This window comes from Polaromonas sp. P3_B4 (assembly GCF_056402835.1).
The window spans coordinates 582,310-602,168 of record NZ_JBFUGQ010000001.1 but is presented as its reverse complement, the minus strand read 5'-3'; the positions used below and the strand labels follow the sequence as shown (position 1 = coordinate 602,168).

Sequence of the window (19,859 nt, the reverse complement as noted above, 5' to 3'; positions counted from 1 at the left end):
TGCGCACAACGACGTGCGTAATGGTGTGCCTCATACCGGGTTGACAGCCCGGATCCCTGTTTCCGGGAGAGAGCATCATGATTTCCACTCAATTTTTGACAAATCAGACAGATCCGCTGGTGTTGGCGAACTACCGCTGCGTTGCTGTGCCTCATCCTGGCGCCGAGGCCATTCACCGCGCCCAGCCCGCCCGTTGCCCATCTGCTGCCGCGTTCGCCGTGGCATGACGCTTGCACATTGGACCTTGAACATGACATCGAATCAATCTGGAGTAGCCCCATGAAAAAATCAAAACTGGTGATGGTCGGCAATGGCATGGCCGGCGTTCGCACCCTTGAGGAGCTGCTCAAGGTCGCCCCCGACCTCTACGACATTACAGTCTTCGGCGCCGAGCCCCATCCCAACTACAACCGCATCCTGCTCAGCCCCGTGCTGGCCGGTGAGCAGACGCTCGACGAAATCGTGCTGAACAGCTGGGACTGGTACAAGGACAACCACATTACGCTGCATGCCGGCAAAAAAGTGGTTGAAGTGGACCGCATCAAGCGCGTGGTCCGCGCCGAAGACGGCACCGAAGAGGAATACGACCGCCTGCTGATGTGCACCGGCTCCAACCCCTTCATCCTGCCCGTGCCCGGCAAAGACCTCAAGGGCGTGATTGCCTACCGCGACATCGCCGACACCAACGAGATGATCGCCACAGCCCAGAAGTACAAAAAAGCGGTGGTCATCGGCGGCGGCCTGCTGGGCCTGGAAGCGGCCAACGGCCTGATGCTGCGCGGCATGGAAGTCACCGTGGTGCACGTCATGCCCTGGCTGATGGAGCGCCAGCTTGACGACGTGGCGGGCAAGCTGCTGCAAAAATCCCTGGAAGACCGCGGCCTCAAGTTCATGATCGGCGCGCAGACGCAGGAACTGGTGGGTGGTGAAGACGGCCGCGTGACCTCGATCAAATTCAAGGATGGCACGGAAGTGGCCACTGACCTCGTGGTCATGGCGGTCGGCATCCGGCCGAACACACAGCTCGCGGAATCCATGCGCCTGCACTGCAACAAGGGCATCGTGGTCAACGACACCATGCAGACCGTCACCGATGCGCGCATCTACTCGGTCGGCGAATGCGCAGCCCACCGCGGCATTGCCTACGGCCTCGTGGCCCCGCTGTTCGAACAGGCCAAGGTTGCAGCCAACCACCTGGCGCAGTTCGGCATAGGCCGCTATTCCGGTTCGCTCACGTCAACCAAACTGAAAGTCACCGGCATCGACCTTTTCAGCGCCGGCGAATTCATGGGCGGCAACGGCGCTGAAGAAATCGTGATGAGCGACCCCTTCGGCGGCGTCTACAAAAAACTCGTCATCAAGGACGACAAACTCATCGGCGCCTGCCTTTACGGCGACACCGTGGACGGCAGCTATTACTTCAAGCTGCTGCGTGACGGCCGCAATGTCAGCGACATCCGCGACAAGCTGATTTTCGGAGAGTCCAACCTCGGCGACGCCGGCCACGAAGGCCAAAACAAGGCGGCGCTGATGGCCGACGATGCGGAAGTCTGCGGCTGCAATGGTGTCAACAAGGGCACCATCTGCAAGGCCATCAAGGAAAAAGGCCTTTTCACGCTTGACGAAGTGCGCAAGCACACCAAGGCCAGCGCCTCCTGCGGCTCCTGCACCGGGCTGGTCGAGCAGATCCTCATGTTCACCGCCGGCGGCGACTACTCGGCCACGCCCAAGCTCAAGGCCATGTGCGCCTGCACCGACCACGGTCACCAGGCGGTGCGCGACGCCATACGCGCCAACAAGCTGCTCAGCATCTCCGACACCTTCAAGTTCCTGGACTGGAAGACACCCAACGGCTGCGCCACCTGCCGCCCGGCCGTCAACTACTACCTGATCAGCACCTGGCCCAAACAGGCCAAGGACGACCCGCAAAGCCGCTTCATCAACGAACGCAGCCATGCCAACATCCAGAAAGACGGCACCTACAGCGTCATCCCGCGCATGTGGGGCGGCGAAACCACGGCCAGCGAGTTGCGCCGCATTGCCGACGCGGTCGACAAATACAAGATCCCGACCGTCAAGGTGACAGGCGGTCAGCGAATCGACTTGCTGGGCGTGAAAAAGGAAGACCTGCAAAACGTCTGGAAAGACATCGGCATGCCTTCGGGCCACGCCTACGCCAAGGCCCTGCGCACGGTGAAAACCTGCGTGGGCAGCGAATGGTGCCGCATGGGCACGCAGGACAGCACGCAAATGGGCAAGGACCTGGAGCGCGCCATGTGGCGCATGTATGCACCACACAAGGTCAAGTTTGCGGTGAGCGGCTGCCCGCGCAACTGCGCGGAGTCCGGCATCAAGGACGTCGGCATCATCGGCGTCGACTCGGGCTGGGAGATGTACATCGCCGGCAACGGCGGCATCAAGACGGAAGTGGCCCATTTCTTCACCAAGCTCAAGACCGCGGCCGAGGTGCTCGAATACACCGGTGCCTTCTGCGAGCTCTATCGCCAGGAAGGCTGGTACCTGGAGCGCACGGTGCACTACGTCAACCGCGTCGGCCTGGACTATGTGAAGAAAAAAATCCTGGAAGACCACGAAGGCCGCAAAGCCCTGTGGGAGCAGCTGCAGTTTGCGCTGGACGGTGAACCGGACCCCTGGTTCGACCTGAAAGAAGCGTCTGTGGATGCCCGCCAGTTTGAAAAACTCACACCCGCCTGACCGGCCGAATTTTGAGAGATCACTATGTCTGAATGGAAAAAAATCTGCCTGGTCACCGACATTCCGGTGCTCGGCTCGCGACGTGTGTCACGCGCCAAGGGTATTGATGTGGCTGTGTTCCGCAACGACCAGGACCAGGTGTTTGCGCTGCTGGACCGCTGCCCGCACAAGGGCGGCCCGCTGTCGCAGGGCATCGTGTTCGGCACCAGCGTGGCCTGTCCCCTGCACAACTGGACCATAGGCCTGGCGGACGGCTGCGCCAAGCAGCCCGACGAAGGCTGCACGCCCAAATTCACCTGCAAGGTAGAAACAGGCCAGGTCTTCCTGGACGCTGTCGAGCTGGACACGCTGGCGCTGGATTTGCAGCCCCCTCGCGCCGGCCCGGGTGCAACCAGTGGCGCATTGGGCGACGAAAGCTTCAGCGTGCAGGCGCCTCACACGGCATAAGCCGCATCACCGGAATAAACGCGAAGGCTCCCTGAACATTCATGACTGATACCCGATCAACTTGCCCGTATTGCGGTGTCGGCTGCGATCTAACAGCTCATGCTGTTGATCGCTTTGCGATGCACGACAAAGGCCGCAGCCTTGGCTTCGTCCATCATGGCTGAGACCCGGTCAACTTGCCCCTATTGCGGTGTCGGCTGCGGCGTCATCATTGAATCGCAAGGCGACGAAATCACCGGGGTACGCGGTGACCCGGATCACCCGGCCAATTTCGGGCGGCTGTGCACCAAGGGCTCAACGCTGGCGCTGACCGCGACGGCGGCCGTTACGCGACAGACGCGCTTGCTGCAGCCGATGCGGCGCGAGCACCGCCATGAGGTGCCCAAGCCGGTGTCCTGGGACAACGCGCTCGGCTTTGCGAGCGAAAGCTTTGCGCAGATCATCCGCGAGCATGGGCCCGATGCGGTCGGTTTTTACATTTCAGGCCAATTGCTAACGGAAGACTATTACGTCTTCAACAAGCTGGCCAAGGGCTTGATCGGCACCAACAACGTCGACACCAACTCGCGCCTGTGCATGAGCAGCGCGGTGGCGGGTTACAAACAAACGCTGGGCGCAGACGCACCGCCTGCCTGCTACGACGACGTGAATCATGCGCAGTGCATTTTTATCGTCGGCAGCAACACCGCCTACGCACACCCCATCCTGTTTCGCCGCATTGAAGACGCCAAGGCCGCGAACCCCGCGCTCAAGATCATTTTTTGCGACCCGCGCCGCACCGACACGGCCGAGATCGCCGACCTCTACCTGGGCATACAGCCGGGCACCGATGTGTCGCTCTTCAACGGCATGCTGCACATCATGCTGTGGGAAGGCTGGACGGACGCCGCTTACATTGCGGCGCACACCACGGGCTTTGACGCGCTCAAGGCCACGGTGCGCGACTACACGCCCGACCTGGTGGCCGAAACCTGCGGCATCAAAAAAGAAGACCTGCTGGCCGCGGCCAAACTCTTCGCCACCTCGGCCACCACGCTGAGCCTGTACTGCCAGGGCCTGAACCAGTCCAGCAGCGGCACCGCCAAGAATGCCGCACTCATCAACCTCCACCTGGCCACAGGCCAGATCGGCAAACCGGGCGCCGGCCCCTTTTCATTGACGGGGCAGCCCAATGCCATGGGCGGACGCGAAGTGGGCGGCCTGGCCAACCTGCTGAGCGCGCACCGCGACCTGGCCAACCCGGATCACCGCGCCGAAGTCGCCGCGCTGTGGGGCATCCCATCCGTGCCCGAAGCACCAGGCAAGACTGCCGTCGAAATGTTCCAGGCCGCGGCCGATGGCGAAATCAAGGCGCTATGGATTGCCTGCACCAACCCGGCCCAGTCCATGCCCGACCAGGCCACCGTGCGCCGCGCCATGGAGCGCGCCGAGCTGGTGATCGTGCAGGAGGCTTTTTCCACCACGTCTAGCTGCGACTACGCCGACCTGCTGCTGCCGGCCACCACCTGGGGCGAGAAGATCGGCACGGTGACCAACAGCGAGCGCCGCATCAGCCGAGTGCGGCCGGCCGTGGCTGCGCCAGGCCAGACACGCCATGACTGGTCCATCGCGGTGGACTTTGCACTGCGGCTTGAAAAGCTGCTGCCCAGCCGCGCGGCAGCCGGCGCCACCCTCTTCCCCTATTCGCTGGCCGAGGAAGCATCAGGCGCGGAAACCATCTGGAACGAGCACCGCGAATCCACCCGCGGCCGCGACCTCGACATCACCGGCTTGAGTTACGCACTGCTCGACGACGCACCGCAACAGTGGCCCTTCAAGACGGGCGACACGGCGGGCAAAGTGCGGCTGTATGAAGACGGCGTGTTCCCCACCGCCGACGGCAAGGCCCGCTTTGTCAACACGGTCTACAAGCCGGTAGCCGAGCCGCGCGAATCGCGCTACCCGTTTTCGCTTACCACCGGCCGGCTGCGCGACCAGTGGCACGGCATGAGCCGCACCGGCACGCTGGGGCGCTTGTTCGGCCACGTGGCCGAACCCTCGATTCAAATGAACGTGCAGGACATGGCGCGGCGCCTGCTGAAAGACGGCGATCTGGTGCATGTCACGTCCAAGCGTGGCTCCATCGTGGTGCCGCTGCAGTCTTCACCTGAAGTGGCAGTAAGCCAGGCTTTCATGGCCATGCACTGGGGCGAAGAGTATTTAAGCGGTCAGTCGACCGGCGGCACGCCGCTGGCAGGCGTCAATGCGCTGACCACGTCGGCTTATTGCCCGAGCTCCAAACAGCCCGAGCTCAAGCACGCTGCGGTGAAGATCCTGAAAGCCGAAATGCCGTGGACGCTGCTGGCGATGGCCTGGCTGCCCGAGGGCGATGCGCTGGCGGCGCGTGAGCAGCTCAAGCCGCTGATGGCGCAATTTCCCTTCACCAGCTGCGTGCCGTTTTCCAACAACACCCCGCTGGCCGACCGCAGCCGCGAACGCACCGGCGTGCTGTTTCGCGCGGCCAGCCATGAGGCGCCGCCTGACGAAACACTGGCCGCGCTGGAACGCATCCTCGGGTTGGATGCGGCCGATGTGCTGCGCTACGCCGACCGCAAAAAAGGCCAGCGCCGCACCATGCGACTGATGCGCAGCGAAGGCGACGTCCACCTCGCCGGCTTTGTACTGGCGGGCGACACCAGCGCCCAGGCCTGGATCAAAACCTTGCTGCAGGACGAGCTGGCCGCGCAATCGTATGGACGCCTGTTGCTGCTGCCCGGCGCCAAGCCACCGGTGGCGGTGCAGTCGCGCGGCAAGCCGGTGTGCACCTGCTTTAACGTCAGCGACATGGCCATCGACGAGCACTTGTCGCTGTTAGTGGCCGGTGGTGGCGGCGCCGGCCATCTGGGCACTGATGAAGAGCGCCTGGCCTCGCTGCAATCCACGCTGAAGTGCGGCACCAATTGCGGCTCCTGTGTGCCCGAACTCAAACGCCGGGTGCGGTCATCGCGCAACGACGCACCGCCTTCAGCACCCCGTACCGTGATCCCTATCCGGCAAGTGGCTTAAGCTCATAACAAGAAGTTATCTGCATTGGCGGACAATCACGCTTATGGGCATTAGCCAATACATCAAGGAAATCGGTCGCGGCAAGGATGGCGCCCGCGCTTTGTCACGCGAGCAGGCTACGGACCTGATGGGTCAGGTGCTCGACGGCACCGTGACTGATCTGGAAATCGGCGGCTTTTGCCTGGCCATGCGCATCAAGGGTGAAACGCCCGAAGAGATGGCGGGTTTCCTCGATGCGCTGCACCAGCGCCTCAATCATCTGCCCGCCGGCGACAGCCCCACGGTGGTGCTGCCCAGCTACAACGGCGCGCGCAAGCTGCCGGTGCTCACGCCGCTGCTGGCGCTGCTGCTGGCGCGTGAAGGCGTTCCGGTACTGATCCACGGAACACCCACCGAATCGAGCCGGATTTTTGCATCAGAAGTGCTTCTAGCCCTTGATATACCTGCGCAGACAGCTATTAAAAAGATAGCAAACGGCAAAGTGGTATTTGCCCCCACCGAGCTGCTGCTGCCTGCGTTAAAGCGCCTCCTGGACGTGCGCCGTGCCGTGGGCCTGCGCAACCCGGCGCACAGCCTGGTCAAGATCATGACACCCTGCCTGGGCAAGAGCCTGGTCGTGAGCAGCTACACGCACCCGGAATACGCTGTGTCGATGGCGCAGACCTTTGAGCTGACGGGCGCCAATGCACTGCTGTTGCGCGGCACCGAAGGCGAAGTGGTGGCCGACGCGCGCCGCATGCCGCAGATGGACGCTTTTATCGGCGGGCAGCGCTCACTTCTGCAGGAAACCCAGGCCGGCACGCTCGCCTCCATCCCCGACTTTCCCAAAACAGTGGACGCCGCCACCACAGCGGACTACATTCGCGCCGTGCTGGCAGGCGGCGTGCCTGTGCCGCCTTCGATTGCACGGCAAGTGGAACATATCTTGCAGTTGCTCCCTCAAATCAAGCTGCCTCACATCACGACATCATGAACAACGGAAAAGTCACTTTGGTAGGCGCCGGCCCCGGCGACCCGGAACTGTTGACCCTCAAGGCCCTGAAAGCCATCCAGCGCGCCACCGTGCTGCTGGTGGACGACCTCGTCAGCGACGAAATCGTGGCGTTTGCGCGGCCCGAAGCCCGCGTCGTGTATGTGGGCAAGCGCGGCGGCTGCAAGTCCACACCCCAGGCCTTTATTGAAAAGCTCATGCTGATGGCCGCGCGCGAAGGCGAAGACGTGGTGCGGCTCAAGGGCGGCGACCCATTCATCTTCGGTCGTGGCGGCGAAGAAGTTGAACACCTGCGCGCCGCGGGCATTACGGTGGACGTCATCAACGGCATTACTTCAGGCCTGGCCGCCGTCACTTCGCTGGGCGTGCCGCTCACGCACCGCGAACATGCACACGGCGTGGTGTTTGTCACCGGGCATGCCAAGCCCGGCGACACCGGCACCGACTGGAAAGCGCTGGCTGCCACCGCACACAGCGCACGCCTCACGCTGGTGATCTACATGGGTGTCAGTAGTGCATGTCGCATCCAGGACGAGCTTTTGAGTGGCCTGCCTGCCACCACCCCCGTGGCCATCGTTCAAGGGGTGAGCCTGGCTTCGCAGCGTCATGCTGTCACCACGCTCGGTGAACTGCATCTGACCATTGAGCGTGAACAGTTGGCCAGTCCCTCGGTGATCGTTGTCGGGGACGTGGTTCGTGGTGTGGCTGCTGCTGTTTCGCATGACCGCGCATTGGTGGGTGGGCGCGCTGCCTAATTACCGTCTCCTGCCGCGCGGTAAAACGGCGTACGGGCCACAATTGTTGGCACCTTCTTTATCTGCCCTGTCTCATTACCACGGGCCGAAAATAATCATGTCGATGATGAAGTGGCCCAGAACGATTGGCCACAGGATTCGCAGCTTCGTGTAGAGCCCTGCGGCCAGAACACCAAACCAGAAAGCGGCGATGACGCCGCCGATGCCCTGCTCCGAATGGGCAAGTGCAAAGGCCGCCGACGTGATCAGCACATACCAAAGGTGCAGCCTCTTGGGCGGAAGAACCGCCGACAGGTAGAGCCAACCCAGGCCGCGCCATACGGCCTCTTCCACCATTGCCGCACTTGCCGACATGTAGACGGCTAACGCCAGCTTTGCGGAGAAGCCGACGGGCATGGCTTGAACGGGCTGAAAATGGTCCGCATACGCCCAGTAAAGGCGTTGAGTCAACAGGATCACTGGCCAGTCGGCCGCCACCAGCAAAAACGCAACGAACAGCATGACAGCGGCGCCGTCGCGTCGTTCGTGCGGTCTCTTGTGCCCTGGCATTCCCCAATCACGGGACGTGATGCCAGCGGGTCGCAGGAAAAAATACCAGCCCGCAGCAGGTGCGACGATGAATTGCACAACATCGACCAACCAGTACAGGCCCGGGTTAAACGAGAACAGCCAGCCGCGGTAAAAGTCATTCAGCAAGCTGAGCGCAACAAACGGGAATGCAGCGGCCAGAACGGCCTCCCGCTTCGTCAAGCCCCTCCCCCTGACAGCAAATCGAATCACTCCATTCATGCGCGCCAGTGTGCCCCGGCTCAAGACGGCGCCATTCCGTCAATCTGCAAGGAGTGCCAAAAACTACCGAATACAGCAGCAGTTGCGCACTCTTGCCCACGCACGATCACTTTTGGCTCGCAGTCGCCGCCAGCTAAACTCCTTGCAAACACATCACCCGCTGGAGAGGCGAAAAATGCTTGAAAAACTCAATGAACTGACGGAAAGTCACGGCGAGCTGCGCCGCGGCAAGGGCCTCATGAGCGGAGTGATCGCCCTCAGCCTGGGTGTGCTGTGCTTCCTGGGCGTGTTGGCCTTTCACTTCCCCGAATACCTCACCACACCGGAATTGCGCAAAAGCTACAACGTTGACGTGATCCGCATCGTGATGTTTACGTCGCTGGTGATCGCGGGCGGCATCTCGCTGGTCAACATCATCTTCAACCGCTCGCGCTGGCTGGCCGGCGCCGCCTTTTTGCTGGTGGTGGCCACCGCGCTGCTGGGCGGGCACAAGGTGCCGGTGAACGACTTCGCCGACAACACGCCTTACATCGGCCTGGACTGGTTCATCCTCGACCTGCTGGGCTCCTCGCTGATCTTCATCTTCATTGAAAAGCTGTTTGCGCTGCGCAAGGAGCAGCCGGTGTTTCGCGCCGAATGGCAAACCGACTTTCATCACTTCATCGTCAACCACATGATCGTGGGCTTTGTGCTGCTGGCAACCAACCTGCTGGTACACAAGTTCTTCGGCTGGGCCGCCAACGACGGCATACGCGGCTGGGTGCAGGGCCTGCCCTTCTGGGGTGGCGTGTTGCTGATCGTTCTTGTGGCCGACCTGGTGCAGTACTGGACCCACCGCGCCTACCACGAGGTGCCGGTGCTGTGGCGCCTGCACGCAGTGCATCACAGCGCCAAAAGCATGGACTGGCTCGCCGGCTCGCGCCAGCACATCCTGGAGCTCTTGATCACCCGCACGCTCATCCTGGCACCCATCTACGTGCTGGGTTTTTCCAAGGAAGTGATCGACGCCTACATCGTCATCGTCGGCTTCCAGGCGGTCTTCAACCATGCCAACGTGAGCGTGCGCCTCGGCCCGCTGCGCTACGTCATCGTCACGCCCAACTTCCACCACTGGCACCATAGCCAGGACCAGGAAGCACTGGACCGCAATTACTCGGCCCACTATGCCTTCATCGACTACCTCTTCGGCACAGCCGTGAAAAGCACCCGGCTCTGGCCGGAGCGCTACGGCGTGCTGGGCGACTACGTGCCGAATGGCTTTTTGAAGCAGCTGAAGTTTCCTTTCACCTGGAAAGGTTGAAGTACTTGGCCCCCACGCTTTTCGCTTCGCGTAATGCGCTGCCCCCCGAGGGGGCCGCTGCGCCTGCGGCCCGGCAAAGCCGGTTCCGCGGCCCCTGCTGGCTGAAACTCGCAGAACGGCGAGCGGCGGTCTGAGCGTGCCCGTCCAATCATTCGATGTGGTCGTGATCGGCGCGGGAGCCGCCGGCCTGTTCTGCGCTGCCCAGGCCGGCCAGCGCGGCCTGAAAGTGCTGCTGATCGATCACAGCGAAAAGGTCGCCGAGAAGATCCGGATCTCGGGCGGTGGCCGCTGCAACTTCACCAACCGCGACGCCACGCCCGCCAACTTCCTGAGCGAGAACCCGCACTTCTGCCGTTCGGCCCTGTCGCGCTACACCCCGCAGGATTTCATCGAGTTGCTGCAGCGCCACAACATCCCCTTTCACGAAAAGCACAAGGGCCAGCTGTTTTGCGATCGCTCGGCCGAAGACATCATCAATATGCTGCTGGTCGAATGCGATGCCGGGCACGTGACGCGCTGGCAACCCTGCGCCATAAAAAGCATCAAATACGGCTCCAGCCCAGACGGAACAGGCGCCAGCAGCTATCAAATTGAGAGCGATCGCGGGCCGGTCGAAGCGCCGCAAGTGGTCATCGCCACCGGCGGCCTGTCGATCCCGAAGATTGGCGCCACCGATTTCGGCTACCGCATCGCCAAGCAGTTCGGGCTGCGCCTGGTCGAGCCCCGCGCGGCACTGGTACCCCTCACCTTTGACGGCGAAGCCTGGGCGCCCTATGCCCAGCTGGCAGGCCTGGCGCTGCCGGTGCTCATCGAGACCAGCCCCGCCGACGCGACGCCCAAGCAACGCAAAAAGGCCGTGGTTTTTTCGGAAGACCTGCTCTTCACCCACCGCGGCCTGAGCGGCCCGGCAGTCCTGCAAATCTCCAGCTTCTGGCGCGAAGGCCAGCCCATCCGCATCAACCTGGCACCCGGCGTGGACCTTCCGGCCCTGCTGCTGCGCGCCAAGGCCACCTCCAAAAAACTGATCGCCAACGAACTCGCCACCCTGGTGCCCAGCCGCCTGGCCGACGCGTGGGTCAGCCAGGACCCTGCCCTGCAGCGCCCCATCAGCGAAGCCACCGACAAGGCCTTGCTGGCCCTTGCGCAACGCCTGGCCGACTGGGAACTCACCCCCAACGGCTCCGAAGGCTACAAAAAGGCCGAAGTCACCGTTGGCGGCGTAGACACCCGCGATTTATCCTCCCAGACCCTGGAATCGAAGCAGCCAGGCCTCTATTTCATCGGCGAAGTCGTCGACGTCACCGGCTGGCTCGGCGGTTACAACTTCCAGTGGGCGTGGGCCAGCGCCCACGCCTGCGCGGAGGCGCTGGCCGCCCGCGCGGTAGCCGAATAGGGCCCAAAAGGCCACAAAACACAGCCCGGCCCCGGGGTTTTCAGGCAAGCCGGGGCCGCGGAACCGGCTTTGCCGGGCCGCAGGCGCAGCGCCCCCTCGGGGGGCAGCGCATTACACGGAGCCGAAGGCGAAGTGAAAAGCGTGGGGGTGCTATAATCTCAGGCTTTGCTAGCAAACCCGCGCCTGGCCTGATCCTGATCAGATCAATTAAGGCGCACCTTTTGGATCAACTGAACAATGACCACCATCCGTGTAAAAGACAATGAGCCCTTCGACGTGGCTCTGCGCCGTTTCAAGCGCACCATTGAAAAACTCGGCCTGCTGACCGACCTGCGCGCCCGCGAGTTTTACGAAAAACCAACGGCAGAGCGCAAGCGCAAGAAGGCAGCCGCCGTCAAGCGCAACTACAAGCGTATCCGCTCGATGCAATTGCCGAAAAAGCTGTACTAATCTTTAGTACCGCCTCACGGCAACAAAAAGCCCGCACGAGGACGCTCTGCGGGCTTTTGTGTTTTTGGCGCTGCGCCACCCCTCATCCTATTCGCCTTCCAGGAGCCTCCGAATGTCCGCACTCAAAGATCAGATCACCGAAGACATGAAAACCGCCATGCGCGCCAAGGACAGCGAGCGCCTGGGCACCATCCGCCTGCTGCTGGCGGCCCTCAAGCAAAAAGAGGTGGATGAGCGTGTGGTGCTGGACGACGCAGCCGTGGTCGCCATCGTCGACAAGCTGATCAAGCAGCGCAAGGACTCACTGGAAGCATTCCAGAAGGCCGAACGCAAGGATCTGGCCGACAAGGAAGCGGCCGAGCTGGTCGTGCTGCAGGCCTACCTGCCAGCGCGCCTGAGCGCCGACGAAGTCGCCGCCGCCGTGAAAGCCATCGTCGCCGAACTGGGCGCCACCGGTCCCGGCGACATGGGCAAAGTGATGGGCGCGGTGAAAGCCAAGCTCGCCAGCAAGGCCGACATGGGCCAGGTGTCTGCCGCAGTGAAGGCAGCGCTAGCCGGCTGAATACAGAGGTGGGCGGCTACATGTACCCGCCTTAAGCCAGTTCAAGCCGCGGAACCGGCTTTGCCGGGCCGCAGGCGGGCGGCCCCCGAGGGGCTGGAGCCTGCGGCTCCAAAGCTGCTTGAGCAGCTTTGGACAGGCGACAGAGGCGAAGCGTCTCGCGAGCCGCGGCCTGCAAGGCCTCGGGAGCTACACGAAGTGAGCGACCGTGGGGGCTCTAACTACCGGCGACCTTCATCCGGTTGACGAGAATCGAGCCCACGGTTTTGGCGCCGTAGTTGTAGGCGTCCGCACCCACCGCCTCAATGCCCATCAGCATGTCCTTGAGGTTGCCCGCAATCGTGATTTCCTCGACCGGAAAGGCGATGCGGCCATTCTCGACCCAGAAACCCGAAGCGCCGCGTGAGTAGTCGCCCGTCACATAGTTCACGCCCTGCCCCATCAGCTCGGTCACAAAAAGGCCGCGGCCCAGCTTGCGCAGCATGGCGTCCAGGTCGTCGCCCTTGCGGGTATGGCGGCTGGTCATGATGAGGTTGTGTGAGCCGCCGGCGTTGCCGGTGGTGCGCATGCCCAGCTTGCGGGCTGAGTAAGTGCTCAGGAAATAGCCCTCAACGCGGCCGGCTTCCACCACCTGTCGTGCCTTGGTCTTGACGCCCTCTTCGTCAAAGGGTGCGCTGCCTTTGCCTTTGCGCAGGTGCGGGTCTTCGGCGATGTCGATGTGTTTGGGGAAAGCCGGCTTGCCCAGGCTGTCGGCCAGGAAGGTGCTTTTGCGGTACAGCGCGCCGCCGCTCACGGCCTGCACAAAGCCGCCCAGCAGGCCCGCTGCCAGCGGCGACTCGAACAGCACCGGGCATTGCGTGGTCGGGATTTTGCGGCTCTTGAGCCGTGCCAGTGCACGCTCGGCGGCATAGCGGCCTACCGCTTCGGGGGCCGCCAATTCACCTGCATCACGCATGGAGCTGTACCAGGCATCGCGCTGCATCTGGTCGCCCTTGCCCGCAATCGGCGCCACCGAGATGCTGTGTCGCGAACTGGCGTAACCGCCGCGAAAGCCCTTGGTATGCGCACTGAAAAAATGGCTTTGCTGCGCCGACACACCGGCGCCTTCGCTGTTGGTGATCAGGCGGCTGGTACTCAGGGCGGCGGCTTCGCACTGCAGGGCGAGCTGGGCGGCTTCTTCCGAATTGATGGACCAGGGATGAAAGAGGTCGAGCGCCGGATGCACGCGCGCGATGTCGCGGTCATCGGGCAGGCCGGAGGTTTCGTCTTCCGCCGTGAAACGCGCGATGTCGTATGCCGCTTTCACGGTCTGTTCAATCGCCGCCTTGGAAAAGTCGCTGGTGGCGGCATTGCCGCGCTTTTTGCCGATGTAGACGGTGATGCCCAGCGACTTGTCACGGTTGCGCTCGACGTTTTCAAGCTCGCCCTTGCGCACGCTGACTGAGAGCCCGCAGCCTTCGGAGGCTTCCGCGGCGGCATCGGTGGCCCCCAGTTTTTTGGCATGGCCAAGGGCACTGTCGACGAGTTCCTCGAAAAAATCGCGGTGGTAGCTGAAACCGGATTCGGGCTGGGCTGACTGGCTCTTGGGGCCCGGGACGGGGCGGGAAGCACTGCGTGTTGCGCCGCTGGCGCGAGAAGAAGCTTTTTGGGTCATATGGGTAGCTATGATACTGACTGCTATGAACAACAAGACTCCCAAGGCCATCAAGGGCTACTGGTCCAACGGCCGCTTCGTCAAACCCGAGGAAATCGCGCTTGAAGAAGTCGGCCCGCCCAGCAAAACCCAGCTCAAGGCCGAGGCCGACGAAAAACAGGCGCTCGGTGAAGCGCTGCTGACCCTGCGCGCCGATTTGATGGCGCGCCTGGACCTGCCCGACAAGCTGCGCGACGCGATCGCCGATGCCAAAAAAATTACCAACTTCGAGGGCAGACGCCGCCAGATGCAGTTCATCGGCAAGCTGATGCGCCCGCTGGACCCTGACCCCATCCGCGAAGCCATCAATGAGCAGCTCAACGGATCGGCCGACCTGACGCTGGCCCTGCACCTGGCCGAGCAGTGGCGCGACAGGCTGATCGCCGACGACGCCGCGCTGGGCGCCTGGCTCGAAGAACACCCCGGCACCGACTCCCAGCAACTGCGCGCGCTGATCCGCCAGGCCCGCAAGGACGCCAAGCCCGAAAAACCCGGCGAAGCGCCGCGGCACGGCAAGTCCTACCGCGAGATTTTTCAGCTGGTCAGGCAAGGCATGGCACGAGGTCCTGAAGATGGCGAGGAGCCGGAAGCGTGAGCAGCGCCTTTGACGCGGTGAAGATCGGTATTGTCTCGGTCAGCGACCGCGCATCCGCCGGCGTCTATGTCGACAAAGGCCTGCCGGCACTCAAGGACTGGCTCACCCGCGCCCTGCGCAACCCCATCACCTTTGAAGAGCGCCTGATCCCCGACGAGCAGGCGGGTATCAGCGCCGCATTGATTGAGTTGGTCGACACCGGCTGCTCGCTCGTGCTGACGACCGGCGGCACTGGCCCCGCGCTGCGCGACGTGACGCCTGAAGCCACGCTGGCTGTTGCCCACAAGGAAATGCCGGGTTTTGGCGAGCAGATGCGGCAGATCAGCCTGAAGTTTGTCCCGACGGCCATCCTGTCGCGGCAGTGCGCCGTCATACGCGACAAATGCCTGATCATGAACCTGCCGGGCCAGCCCAAATCGATTGCCGAAACCCTGGAAGGGCTCAAAAACGCCGACGGCTCCCAGGCTGTGGCGGGCATCTTCGCCGCCGTGCCTTATTGCATCGACCTGATCGGCGGCCCTTACCTGGAAACCGATGAAGCGGTGTGCCAGGCCTTCAGGCCCAAAAGCGCCATACGCCCGCCGCGCTGAACCTTGCCGCTCGCCAGTTTGGGCCTGGCCTCTTTCTCACGTAGTATTCGGGCTTTACAACACGAGGAGCTGAGATGGACGACCTGATTGAAACGCCGAGCAAGGAATCGAAAAACACCGCCGTGCTGATCTGGATCGGAACCCTGTTTCTGGGTTTCATTCCGGGGCTGATTGTCTACCTGGTGAAAAAGGACGACGCCTATATCCTGGACCAGTCCAAGGAAGCGCTCAACTGGTCAATCACCGCGACCATCGGCTATGTGGCGGCATTGATCCTGACTTTTGTGCTGATCGGCTTTCTGGTGTTCGCGGCGCTGGGCATCTGCCACCTGGTGTTCTGCGTCATGGGCGCGCTGGGCGCCTCCAATGGCAAGGCCTTCCGCGTGCCGTTCGCGCTTCGCCTGATCAACTGAAGCCCACCGGCGAAAACAAAAAAGGAAGGGCTCGCCCTTCCTTTTTTTTGCCCGTCTTATTCGCCCGCCTGTCTCACTGCCTTATTTACCGACCAGCTGATTGAGCTTGTCGGCCTCAAAGGTTTCCGTAAGCGCGGCGTCCTGCGGCACGCAATCCTTGCTCATGGCTGTCTGCGGTCCGGAGAGTTTCTCAATCGCTTGCCACAGCAGGGCGATCTGGTGCTCCTGGCCGGCGGCGCTGTCGATCAGCCCGCGCATGGCTTGCGACAGCGGGTCATCCTCTTGCGTGATGCCATAAGCCGAAAACTGGGTAATGGTGACGTCGGCGCTTTCCCCGGTCTTGGAAGGAATGATGCGCGCCGGGATGCCCACCGCCGTGGCGCCTGCCGGAACGGGCTTGATCACCACTGCGTTGCTGCCAATCTTGGCACCGTCACCCACCAGGAAACCGCCAAGCACCTTGGCCCCCGCACTCACCACCACATCGCGGCCCAGGGTCGGGTGGCGTTTGGTGCCTTTGTACAGCGAGGTGCCGCCCAAAGTCACGCCCTGGTAGATCGTGCAGCCGTCGCCGATTTCAGCGGTTTCGCCGATGACAACCCCCATGGCATGGTCGAAAAACACGCGTTCACCAATTTTGGCGCCAGGGTGGATTTCAATGCCAGTCACCCAGCGTGAAAAATGTGAAATGAAACGGCCCAGCCACTTGAAACCGTGGTTCCAGCACCAGTGCGCCCGGCGGTGCAGCACCTGCGCATGCACGCCGGGGTAGCAGGTCAGTGCTTCCCAGGCCGTACGGGCGGCAGGATCGCGGTCGAGAATGCACTGAATGTCTGAGCGAAGTCGGGAAAACATAGGCGAAGTCTACTGAGGCTGTGAGCTGCTTGCTGGGACCACGCTTTTGCCCCTGGCTTCGGAGGCCTTCTGCAGCATGGCTTTGGCCACGCCGCGCAGAATGTGGATCTCTTCGGGGCTGAGCTGCGCACGGTTGAACAACTGATTAAGCCGCGGCATCAGTTTTTTGGGCGAGGCCGGATCCAGGAAGCCGATGCCGGTCAAGGCCTCTTCCCAGTGCCTGAGCATGCCCGCCACTGCGGCCGCGTCGGCCAGCGTCGGCTCCGCCGTGGCGGGCTGCACGCTGAAACCGCCCAGCGCCTGGCGCCAGTCATAGGCAATCAGCTGCACCGCCGCGCCCAGGTTGAGCGAGCCGAACTTCGGGTCGGTCGGAATGCTCAGCGCCACATGGCAGCGGTAGACGTCCTCGTTCTGCATGCCAAAACGCTCGGAACCAAACAAAAAAGCAACGGAATCGGGCTTCTGCCCAATAGGGGAAAGCGCAAGCAGCTCCTCTTTTGATAGCAGACCTGCCAGGCCCAGCAGCTGCGCAAAGTGCTGGCGCGGCGCCCGCGTGGGCGGGCCAAAGTCGCGTGGCGTCATGGCGGTGGCGCACAGGTGCGCCATGCCGTCCACGGCTTCATCCAGGGTGGCCACAATGCGGGCGTTTTTGAGAACGTCGAGCGCCCCGCTGGCCCGCTGGATGGTTTCTTCGCGGTTGAGCACATTGGCCCAGCGCGGCGCCACCAGCACCAGGTCGTCAAAGCCCATGGTTTTCATGGCACGGGCCGTGGCCCCCACATTGCCGGCATGGCTGGTATTGATCAGGATGAATCGCGTGTGCATGGAGCTGGATTGTCCTATGCCGGCGGCTTCAGGACGCGGAGCAATGCCTCCACCTTCGGCGACTTCGCCCCTTTGCGCCAGATCAGGTCAGTCTGGGCGCAGTCGCTGCCCGGCGGCAATGCGTGGATGCTGAGCCGGCCCCGCTCCGGAAAGGTTGCCAGCACGCTGCGCGGCACCAGCGAAATGCCCATGCCCACCACCACGCAGCCCAGCATGGCATGGTAGGACGTGATTTCAATCGTCTGCACCGGCATGCTGTTTTTCAGCAAGTACCAGGCTTCCAGCCGCGCGCGATGCGGGCAGCCCTTTTCGAAAGCCACCATGGCACGCGGAGGCTCACTGTGGATTGCCGTAATGGGCGGGTGCCCGGCACTCGCAACAATGACCAGTTCCTCGGTGTAAATCGCCTCTCGTTCAAAGGGACCCTCCGCAATAGCCCCAGTGACCAGCGCCGCGTCCATCTCTCCCGCCAGCACAGCTGCGGCCAGTTGCTGCGGGTTGCCGGTTTTAAGCGCAAGCCTGACCTCCGGATAGAGACGCACAAAATCGCTCAGAGGGGCCGGCAACCGCACAGCCGAAGTGCTTTCCATGGCGCCAAGCACAAATGCGCCGCGCGGCTGCCCGCCCTGCACCGCATCGCGTGCTTCGTCAGCCAGGCTGATCAGGCGCCCGGCATAGTCCAGCAACACCTGCCCGGCTGGCGACAGGTGCAGCCGCTTGCCCTCACGGATAAAAAGCGGCACGCCGAGCTTTTCCTCCAGCTGACGGATACGCGTCGTGATGTTGGATTGCACGCGGTGCAGGCGCTCGGCGGCACGTGTCACACCGCCCGCCTCCACCACGGCGCGAAAAATAACCAGGTCGCTCAGCTCCATGATCTCTTGAAAAGATATTAATTATCTTTATTATTCATTTTTCAGAATGAATTGTCACGCGTATCGTCCAGCCTTCATCACTTCACACCACCCAAGGAACAAGAATGGCAAAGGCTTACTGGATCGTGCGCGTCTCGGTGCGCAATATCGAGGAATATCCTCGTTACCTCACGGCGGCGCGGCCGGCCTTCGAGAAGTTCGGGGCGCGCTTTCTGGTGCGCGGCGGCGCGTACGAATGCATGGAGGGCAGCTCGCGCGAGCGCAACGTCGTCGTGGAGTTTGCCGACATGGTGACCGCCAGGGCCTGTTATGCCAGCCCTGAATACCAGGCGGCCCGGGCGATACGCCAGCAACATGCAGACGCAGATTTCCTGATCGCGGAAGGCGCCTAGAACAGGTTTCTGGACGATTGGGACGCGATATCGCCCTTGAGGAGGGGTTGAAAGGGGACTGGAAAGGGTCGTATCGCGTTTATGGGAAAATACCGGCATTGCCCGCCGCCCGCATCGCCGGCGCCGGTTCGTTCCGCTCTTCCCTACAAGTTATGTCCAGCAATCTCCACCCCATGCTCAACGTGGCCATCAAGGCCGCGCGCGCTGCAGGCGCCATCATCAACCGTGCGGCGCTTGACGTCGAATCGGTTCGCATTTCGGTCAAGCAGACCAACGACTTTGTCACCGAAATCGACCAGGCCGCTGAAGCGGCGATCATCGAAACCCTGCTGACCGCCTACCCCGGCCACGGCATCCTGGCCGAAGAATCCGGCAGCGAGCATGGCGCCAAAGACTCCGACTTCGTGTGGATCATCGACCCGCTGGACGGCACCACCAACTTCATCCACGGCTTTCCCGTCTATTGCGTCAGCATCGCGCTGGCCGTCAAGGGCAAGGTCGAGCAAGCCGTGGTGTACGACCCCACCCGCAACGACATTTTTTGCGCCACCAAAGGCCGCGGCGCCTACATGAACGACCGCCGCATCCGTGTGGCCAAGCGCACCCGCCTGCAGGAATGTCTGATCTCCACCGGTTTCCCCTACCGCCCCGGCGACAAGCTCAAAAGCTATCTCAACATGCTCGGTGAAGTCATGAGCCAGTGCGCCGGCGTGCGCCGCCCGGGCGCTGCGGCGCTGGACCTGGCCTACGTGGCAGCGGGCTTCAGCGACGGCTTTTTTGAAACCGGCCTCAAGCCCTGGGACGTGGCGGCCGGCTCACTGCTGGTCACCGAGGCCGGCGGCCTGATCGGTAACTTCACCGGCGAGGCCGACTTCATCGACCACGGCGAATGCGTGGCCGGCAATCCGCGCATTTACGGGCAGATGGTGGCCACTTTGGGTAAATACAGCAAATTTGCCGGCGCCGGCGACAAAGCCACGGTACGTCAGACCCTGCAGGAAGACACTGTGAGCACCGAGACCGCCGACACCACCGCCCAGCCCGCAGACAAACCAAAGCTGACCGCCAAAAAGATCAAGGCCCCCGCGGCACGCCCCGATACCACACCGGACGCACCCTTCTAGCACCAGCCGTTGTAGGCAAAGGCCGCGATGAAGGCTTGAGCCGTATAGCCTCA

General features: G+C 62.6%; 21 protein-coding genes. 16 read left to right on the top strand and 5 right to left on the bottom strand.

The genetic code is table 11. From position 1 onward, the window contains the following. Window positions 1–77: 77 nt before the first annotated feature. The 7 genes from AC1DVV_RS02900 to cobA are packed head-to-tail and all read left to right on the top strand — an operon-like array spanning window position 78 to window position 7,953. Window positions 78–227, top strand: coding sequence for a hypothetical protein (locus tag AC1DVV_RS02900; protein ID WP_477707105.1), 150 nt, complete (start codon window positions 78–80; stop codon window positions 225–227). 52 nt (window positions 228–279) lie between these two features. After that, on the top strand, window positions 280–2,715 hold the full coding sequence (gene nirB / locus AC1DVV_RS02895; protein WP_457279085.1) for a nitrite reductase large subunit NirB: 2,436 nt from the start codon (window positions 280–282) through the stop codon (window positions 2,713–2,715). A 24-nt stretch (window positions 2,716–2,739) separates the two neighbouring features. Then, window positions 2,740–3,162 carry a nitrite reductase small subunit NirD gene (gene nirD / locus AC1DVV_RS02890; RefSeq protein ID WP_457279086.1) on the top strand — a complete coding sequence of 141 codons (423 nt, stop codon included), beginning with the start codon at window positions 2,740–2,742 and terminating at the stop codon, window positions 3,160–3,162. Between the two features lie 41 nt (window positions 3,163–3,203). Continuing rightward, window positions 3,204–3,326, top strand: a complete 123-nt coding sequence (locus AC1DVV_RS02885; RefSeq protein ID WP_457279087.1) for a hypothetical protein — start codon at window positions 3,204–3,206, stop codon at window positions 3,324–3,326. Next, window positions 3,319–6,207: a nitrate reductase gene (locus tag AC1DVV_RS02880; RefSeq protein ID WP_477702007.1), complete on the top strand. Its 2,889-nt coding sequence runs from the start codon at window positions 3,319–3,321 to the stop codon at window positions 6,205–6,207. The genes AC1DVV_RS02885 and AC1DVV_RS02880 overlap by 8 nt, the downstream gene beginning before the upstream one ends. A 43-nt stretch (window positions 6,208–6,250) precedes the next feature. Further along, a complete protein-coding gene (gene ybiB, locus AC1DVV_RS02875) occupies window positions 6,251–7,180 on the top strand; it encodes a DNA-binding protein YbiB (RefSeq protein ID WP_457279089.1) in 930 nt (309 codons plus the stop codon). After that, window positions 7,177–7,953, top strand: a complete 777-nt coding sequence (gene cobA / locus AC1DVV_RS02870; RefSeq protein ID WP_457279090.1) for a uroporphyrinogen-III C-methyltransferase — start codon at window positions 7,177–7,179, stop codon at window positions 7,951–7,953. Before ybiB ends, cobA begins: the two co-directional genes overlap by 4 nt. Window positions 7,954–8,028: 75 nt before the next feature. On the opposite strand, the gene AC1DVV_RS02865 is transcribed toward cobA, so the two are convergent. Continuing rightward, a complete protein-coding gene (locus AC1DVV_RS02865; protein ID WP_477666382.1) occupies window positions 8,029–8,703 on the bottom strand; it encodes a CPBP family intramembrane glutamic endopeptidase in 675 nt (224 codons plus the stop codon). Between the two features lie 214 nt (window positions 8,704–8,917). On the opposite strand from AC1DVV_RS02865, the gene AC1DVV_RS02860 reads away from it, so the two are divergent. The 4 genes from AC1DVV_RS02860 (at window position 8,918) to AC1DVV_RS02845 (ending at window position 12,447) form a co-directional block, all read left to right on the top strand. Next, a complete protein-coding gene (locus AC1DVV_RS02860; RefSeq protein ID WP_457279092.1) occupies window positions 8,918–10,042 on the top strand; it encodes a sterol desaturase family protein in 1,125 nt (374 codons plus the stop codon). A 136-nt stretch (window positions 10,043–10,178) separates the two neighbouring features. Further along, window positions 10,179–11,435: a BaiN/RdsA family NAD(P)/FAD-dependent oxidoreductase gene (locus tag AC1DVV_RS02855; RefSeq protein WP_477701991.1), complete on the top strand. Its 1,257-nt coding sequence runs from the start codon at window positions 10,179–10,181 to the stop codon at window positions 11,433–11,435. A 237-nt stretch (window positions 11,436–11,672) separates the two neighbouring features. Then, window positions 11,673–11,885, top strand: coding sequence for a 30S ribosomal protein S21 (gene rpsU / locus AC1DVV_RS02850; protein WP_007872347.1), 213 nt, complete (start codon window positions 11,673–11,675; stop codon window positions 11,883–11,885). A gap of 112 nt (window positions 11,886–11,997) precedes the next feature. Then, the gene (locus tag AC1DVV_RS02845) at window positions 11,998–12,447 is read left to right on the top strand and encodes a GatB/YqeY domain-containing protein (RefSeq protein WP_457279094.1); all 450 of its coding nucleotides are present in this window, start codon (window positions 11,998–12,000) and stop codon (window positions 12,445–12,447) included. Between the two features lie 214 nt (window positions 12,448–12,661). Here the strand turns inward: AC1DVV_RS02845 and pmbA are convergent, their stop codons facing one another. Continuing rightward, window positions 12,662–14,098, bottom strand: a complete 1,437-nt coding sequence (gene pmbA / locus AC1DVV_RS02840) for a metalloprotease PmbA (protein ID WP_457279095.1) — start codon at window positions 14,096–14,098, stop codon at window positions 12,662–12,664. A 25-nt stretch (window positions 14,099–14,123) separates the two neighbouring features. Here pmbA and yjgA point away from each other — a divergent pair, with 25 nt between their 5' ends. From yjgA to AC1DVV_RS02825, 3 genes are all read left to right on the top strand, one after another. Next, on the top strand, window positions 14,124–14,732 hold the full coding sequence (yjgA, locus tag AC1DVV_RS02835) for a ribosome biogenesis factor YjgA (RefSeq protein ID WP_457279096.1): 609 nt from the start codon (window positions 14,124–14,126) through the stop codon (window positions 14,730–14,732). Continuing rightward, window positions 14,729–15,322 (top strand): molybdopterin adenylyltransferase, encoded by a 594-nt coding sequence (gene mog / locus AC1DVV_RS02830; protein WP_477688858.1) that lies wholly within the window; start codon window positions 14,729–14,731, stop codon window positions 15,320–15,322. The genes yjgA and mog overlap by 4 nt, the downstream gene beginning before the upstream one ends. 74 nt (window positions 15,323–15,396) lie before the next feature. Further along, window positions 15,397–15,735 carry a DUF4870 domain-containing protein gene (locus AC1DVV_RS02825; RefSeq protein WP_457279098.1) on the top strand — a complete coding sequence of 113 codons (339 nt, stop codon included), beginning with the start codon at window positions 15,397–15,399 and terminating at the stop codon, window positions 15,733–15,735. Window positions 15,736–15,816: 81 nt separating this feature from the next. Here the strand turns inward: AC1DVV_RS02825 and cysE are convergent, their stop codons facing one another. From cysE to AC1DVV_RS02810, 3 genes are read right to left on the bottom strand one after another with little or no spacing between them, the layout of a single operon-like run. Next, window positions 15,817–16,590 carry a serine O-acetyltransferase gene (cysE, locus tag AC1DVV_RS02820; protein ID WP_457279099.1) on the bottom strand — a complete coding sequence of 258 codons (774 nt, stop codon included), beginning with the start codon at window positions 16,588–16,590 and terminating at the stop codon, window positions 15,817–15,819. 9 nt (window positions 16,591–16,599) lie between these two features. Then, on the bottom strand, window positions 16,600–17,415 hold the full coding sequence (locus AC1DVV_RS02815; protein WP_457279100.1) for an RNA methyltransferase: 816 nt from the start codon (window positions 17,413–17,415) through the stop codon (window positions 16,600–16,602). 14 nt (window positions 17,416–17,429) lie between these two features. Then, on the bottom strand, window positions 17,430–18,290 hold the full coding sequence (locus AC1DVV_RS02810) for a LysR substrate-binding domain-containing protein (RefSeq protein WP_457279101.1): 861 nt from the start codon (window positions 18,288–18,290) through the stop codon (window positions 17,430–17,432). A 104-nt stretch (window positions 18,291–18,394) separates the two neighbouring features. On the opposite strand from AC1DVV_RS02810, the gene AC1DVV_RS02805 reads away from it, so the two are divergent. Together AC1DVV_RS02805 and AC1DVV_RS02800 are read left to right on the top strand one after the other, a co-directional pair. Next, a complete protein-coding gene (locus AC1DVV_RS02805; protein WP_457279102.1) occupies window positions 18,395–18,682 on the top strand; it encodes a DUF1330 domain-containing protein in 288 nt (95 codons plus the stop codon). Between the two features lie 152 nt (window positions 18,683–18,834). Beyond that, window positions 18,835–19,806: an inositol monophosphatase family protein gene (locus AC1DVV_RS02800; protein ID WP_457279103.1), complete on the top strand. Its 972-nt coding sequence runs from the start codon at window positions 18,835–18,837 to the stop codon at window positions 19,804–19,806. Window positions 19,807–19,859: the final 53 nt, after the last annotated feature.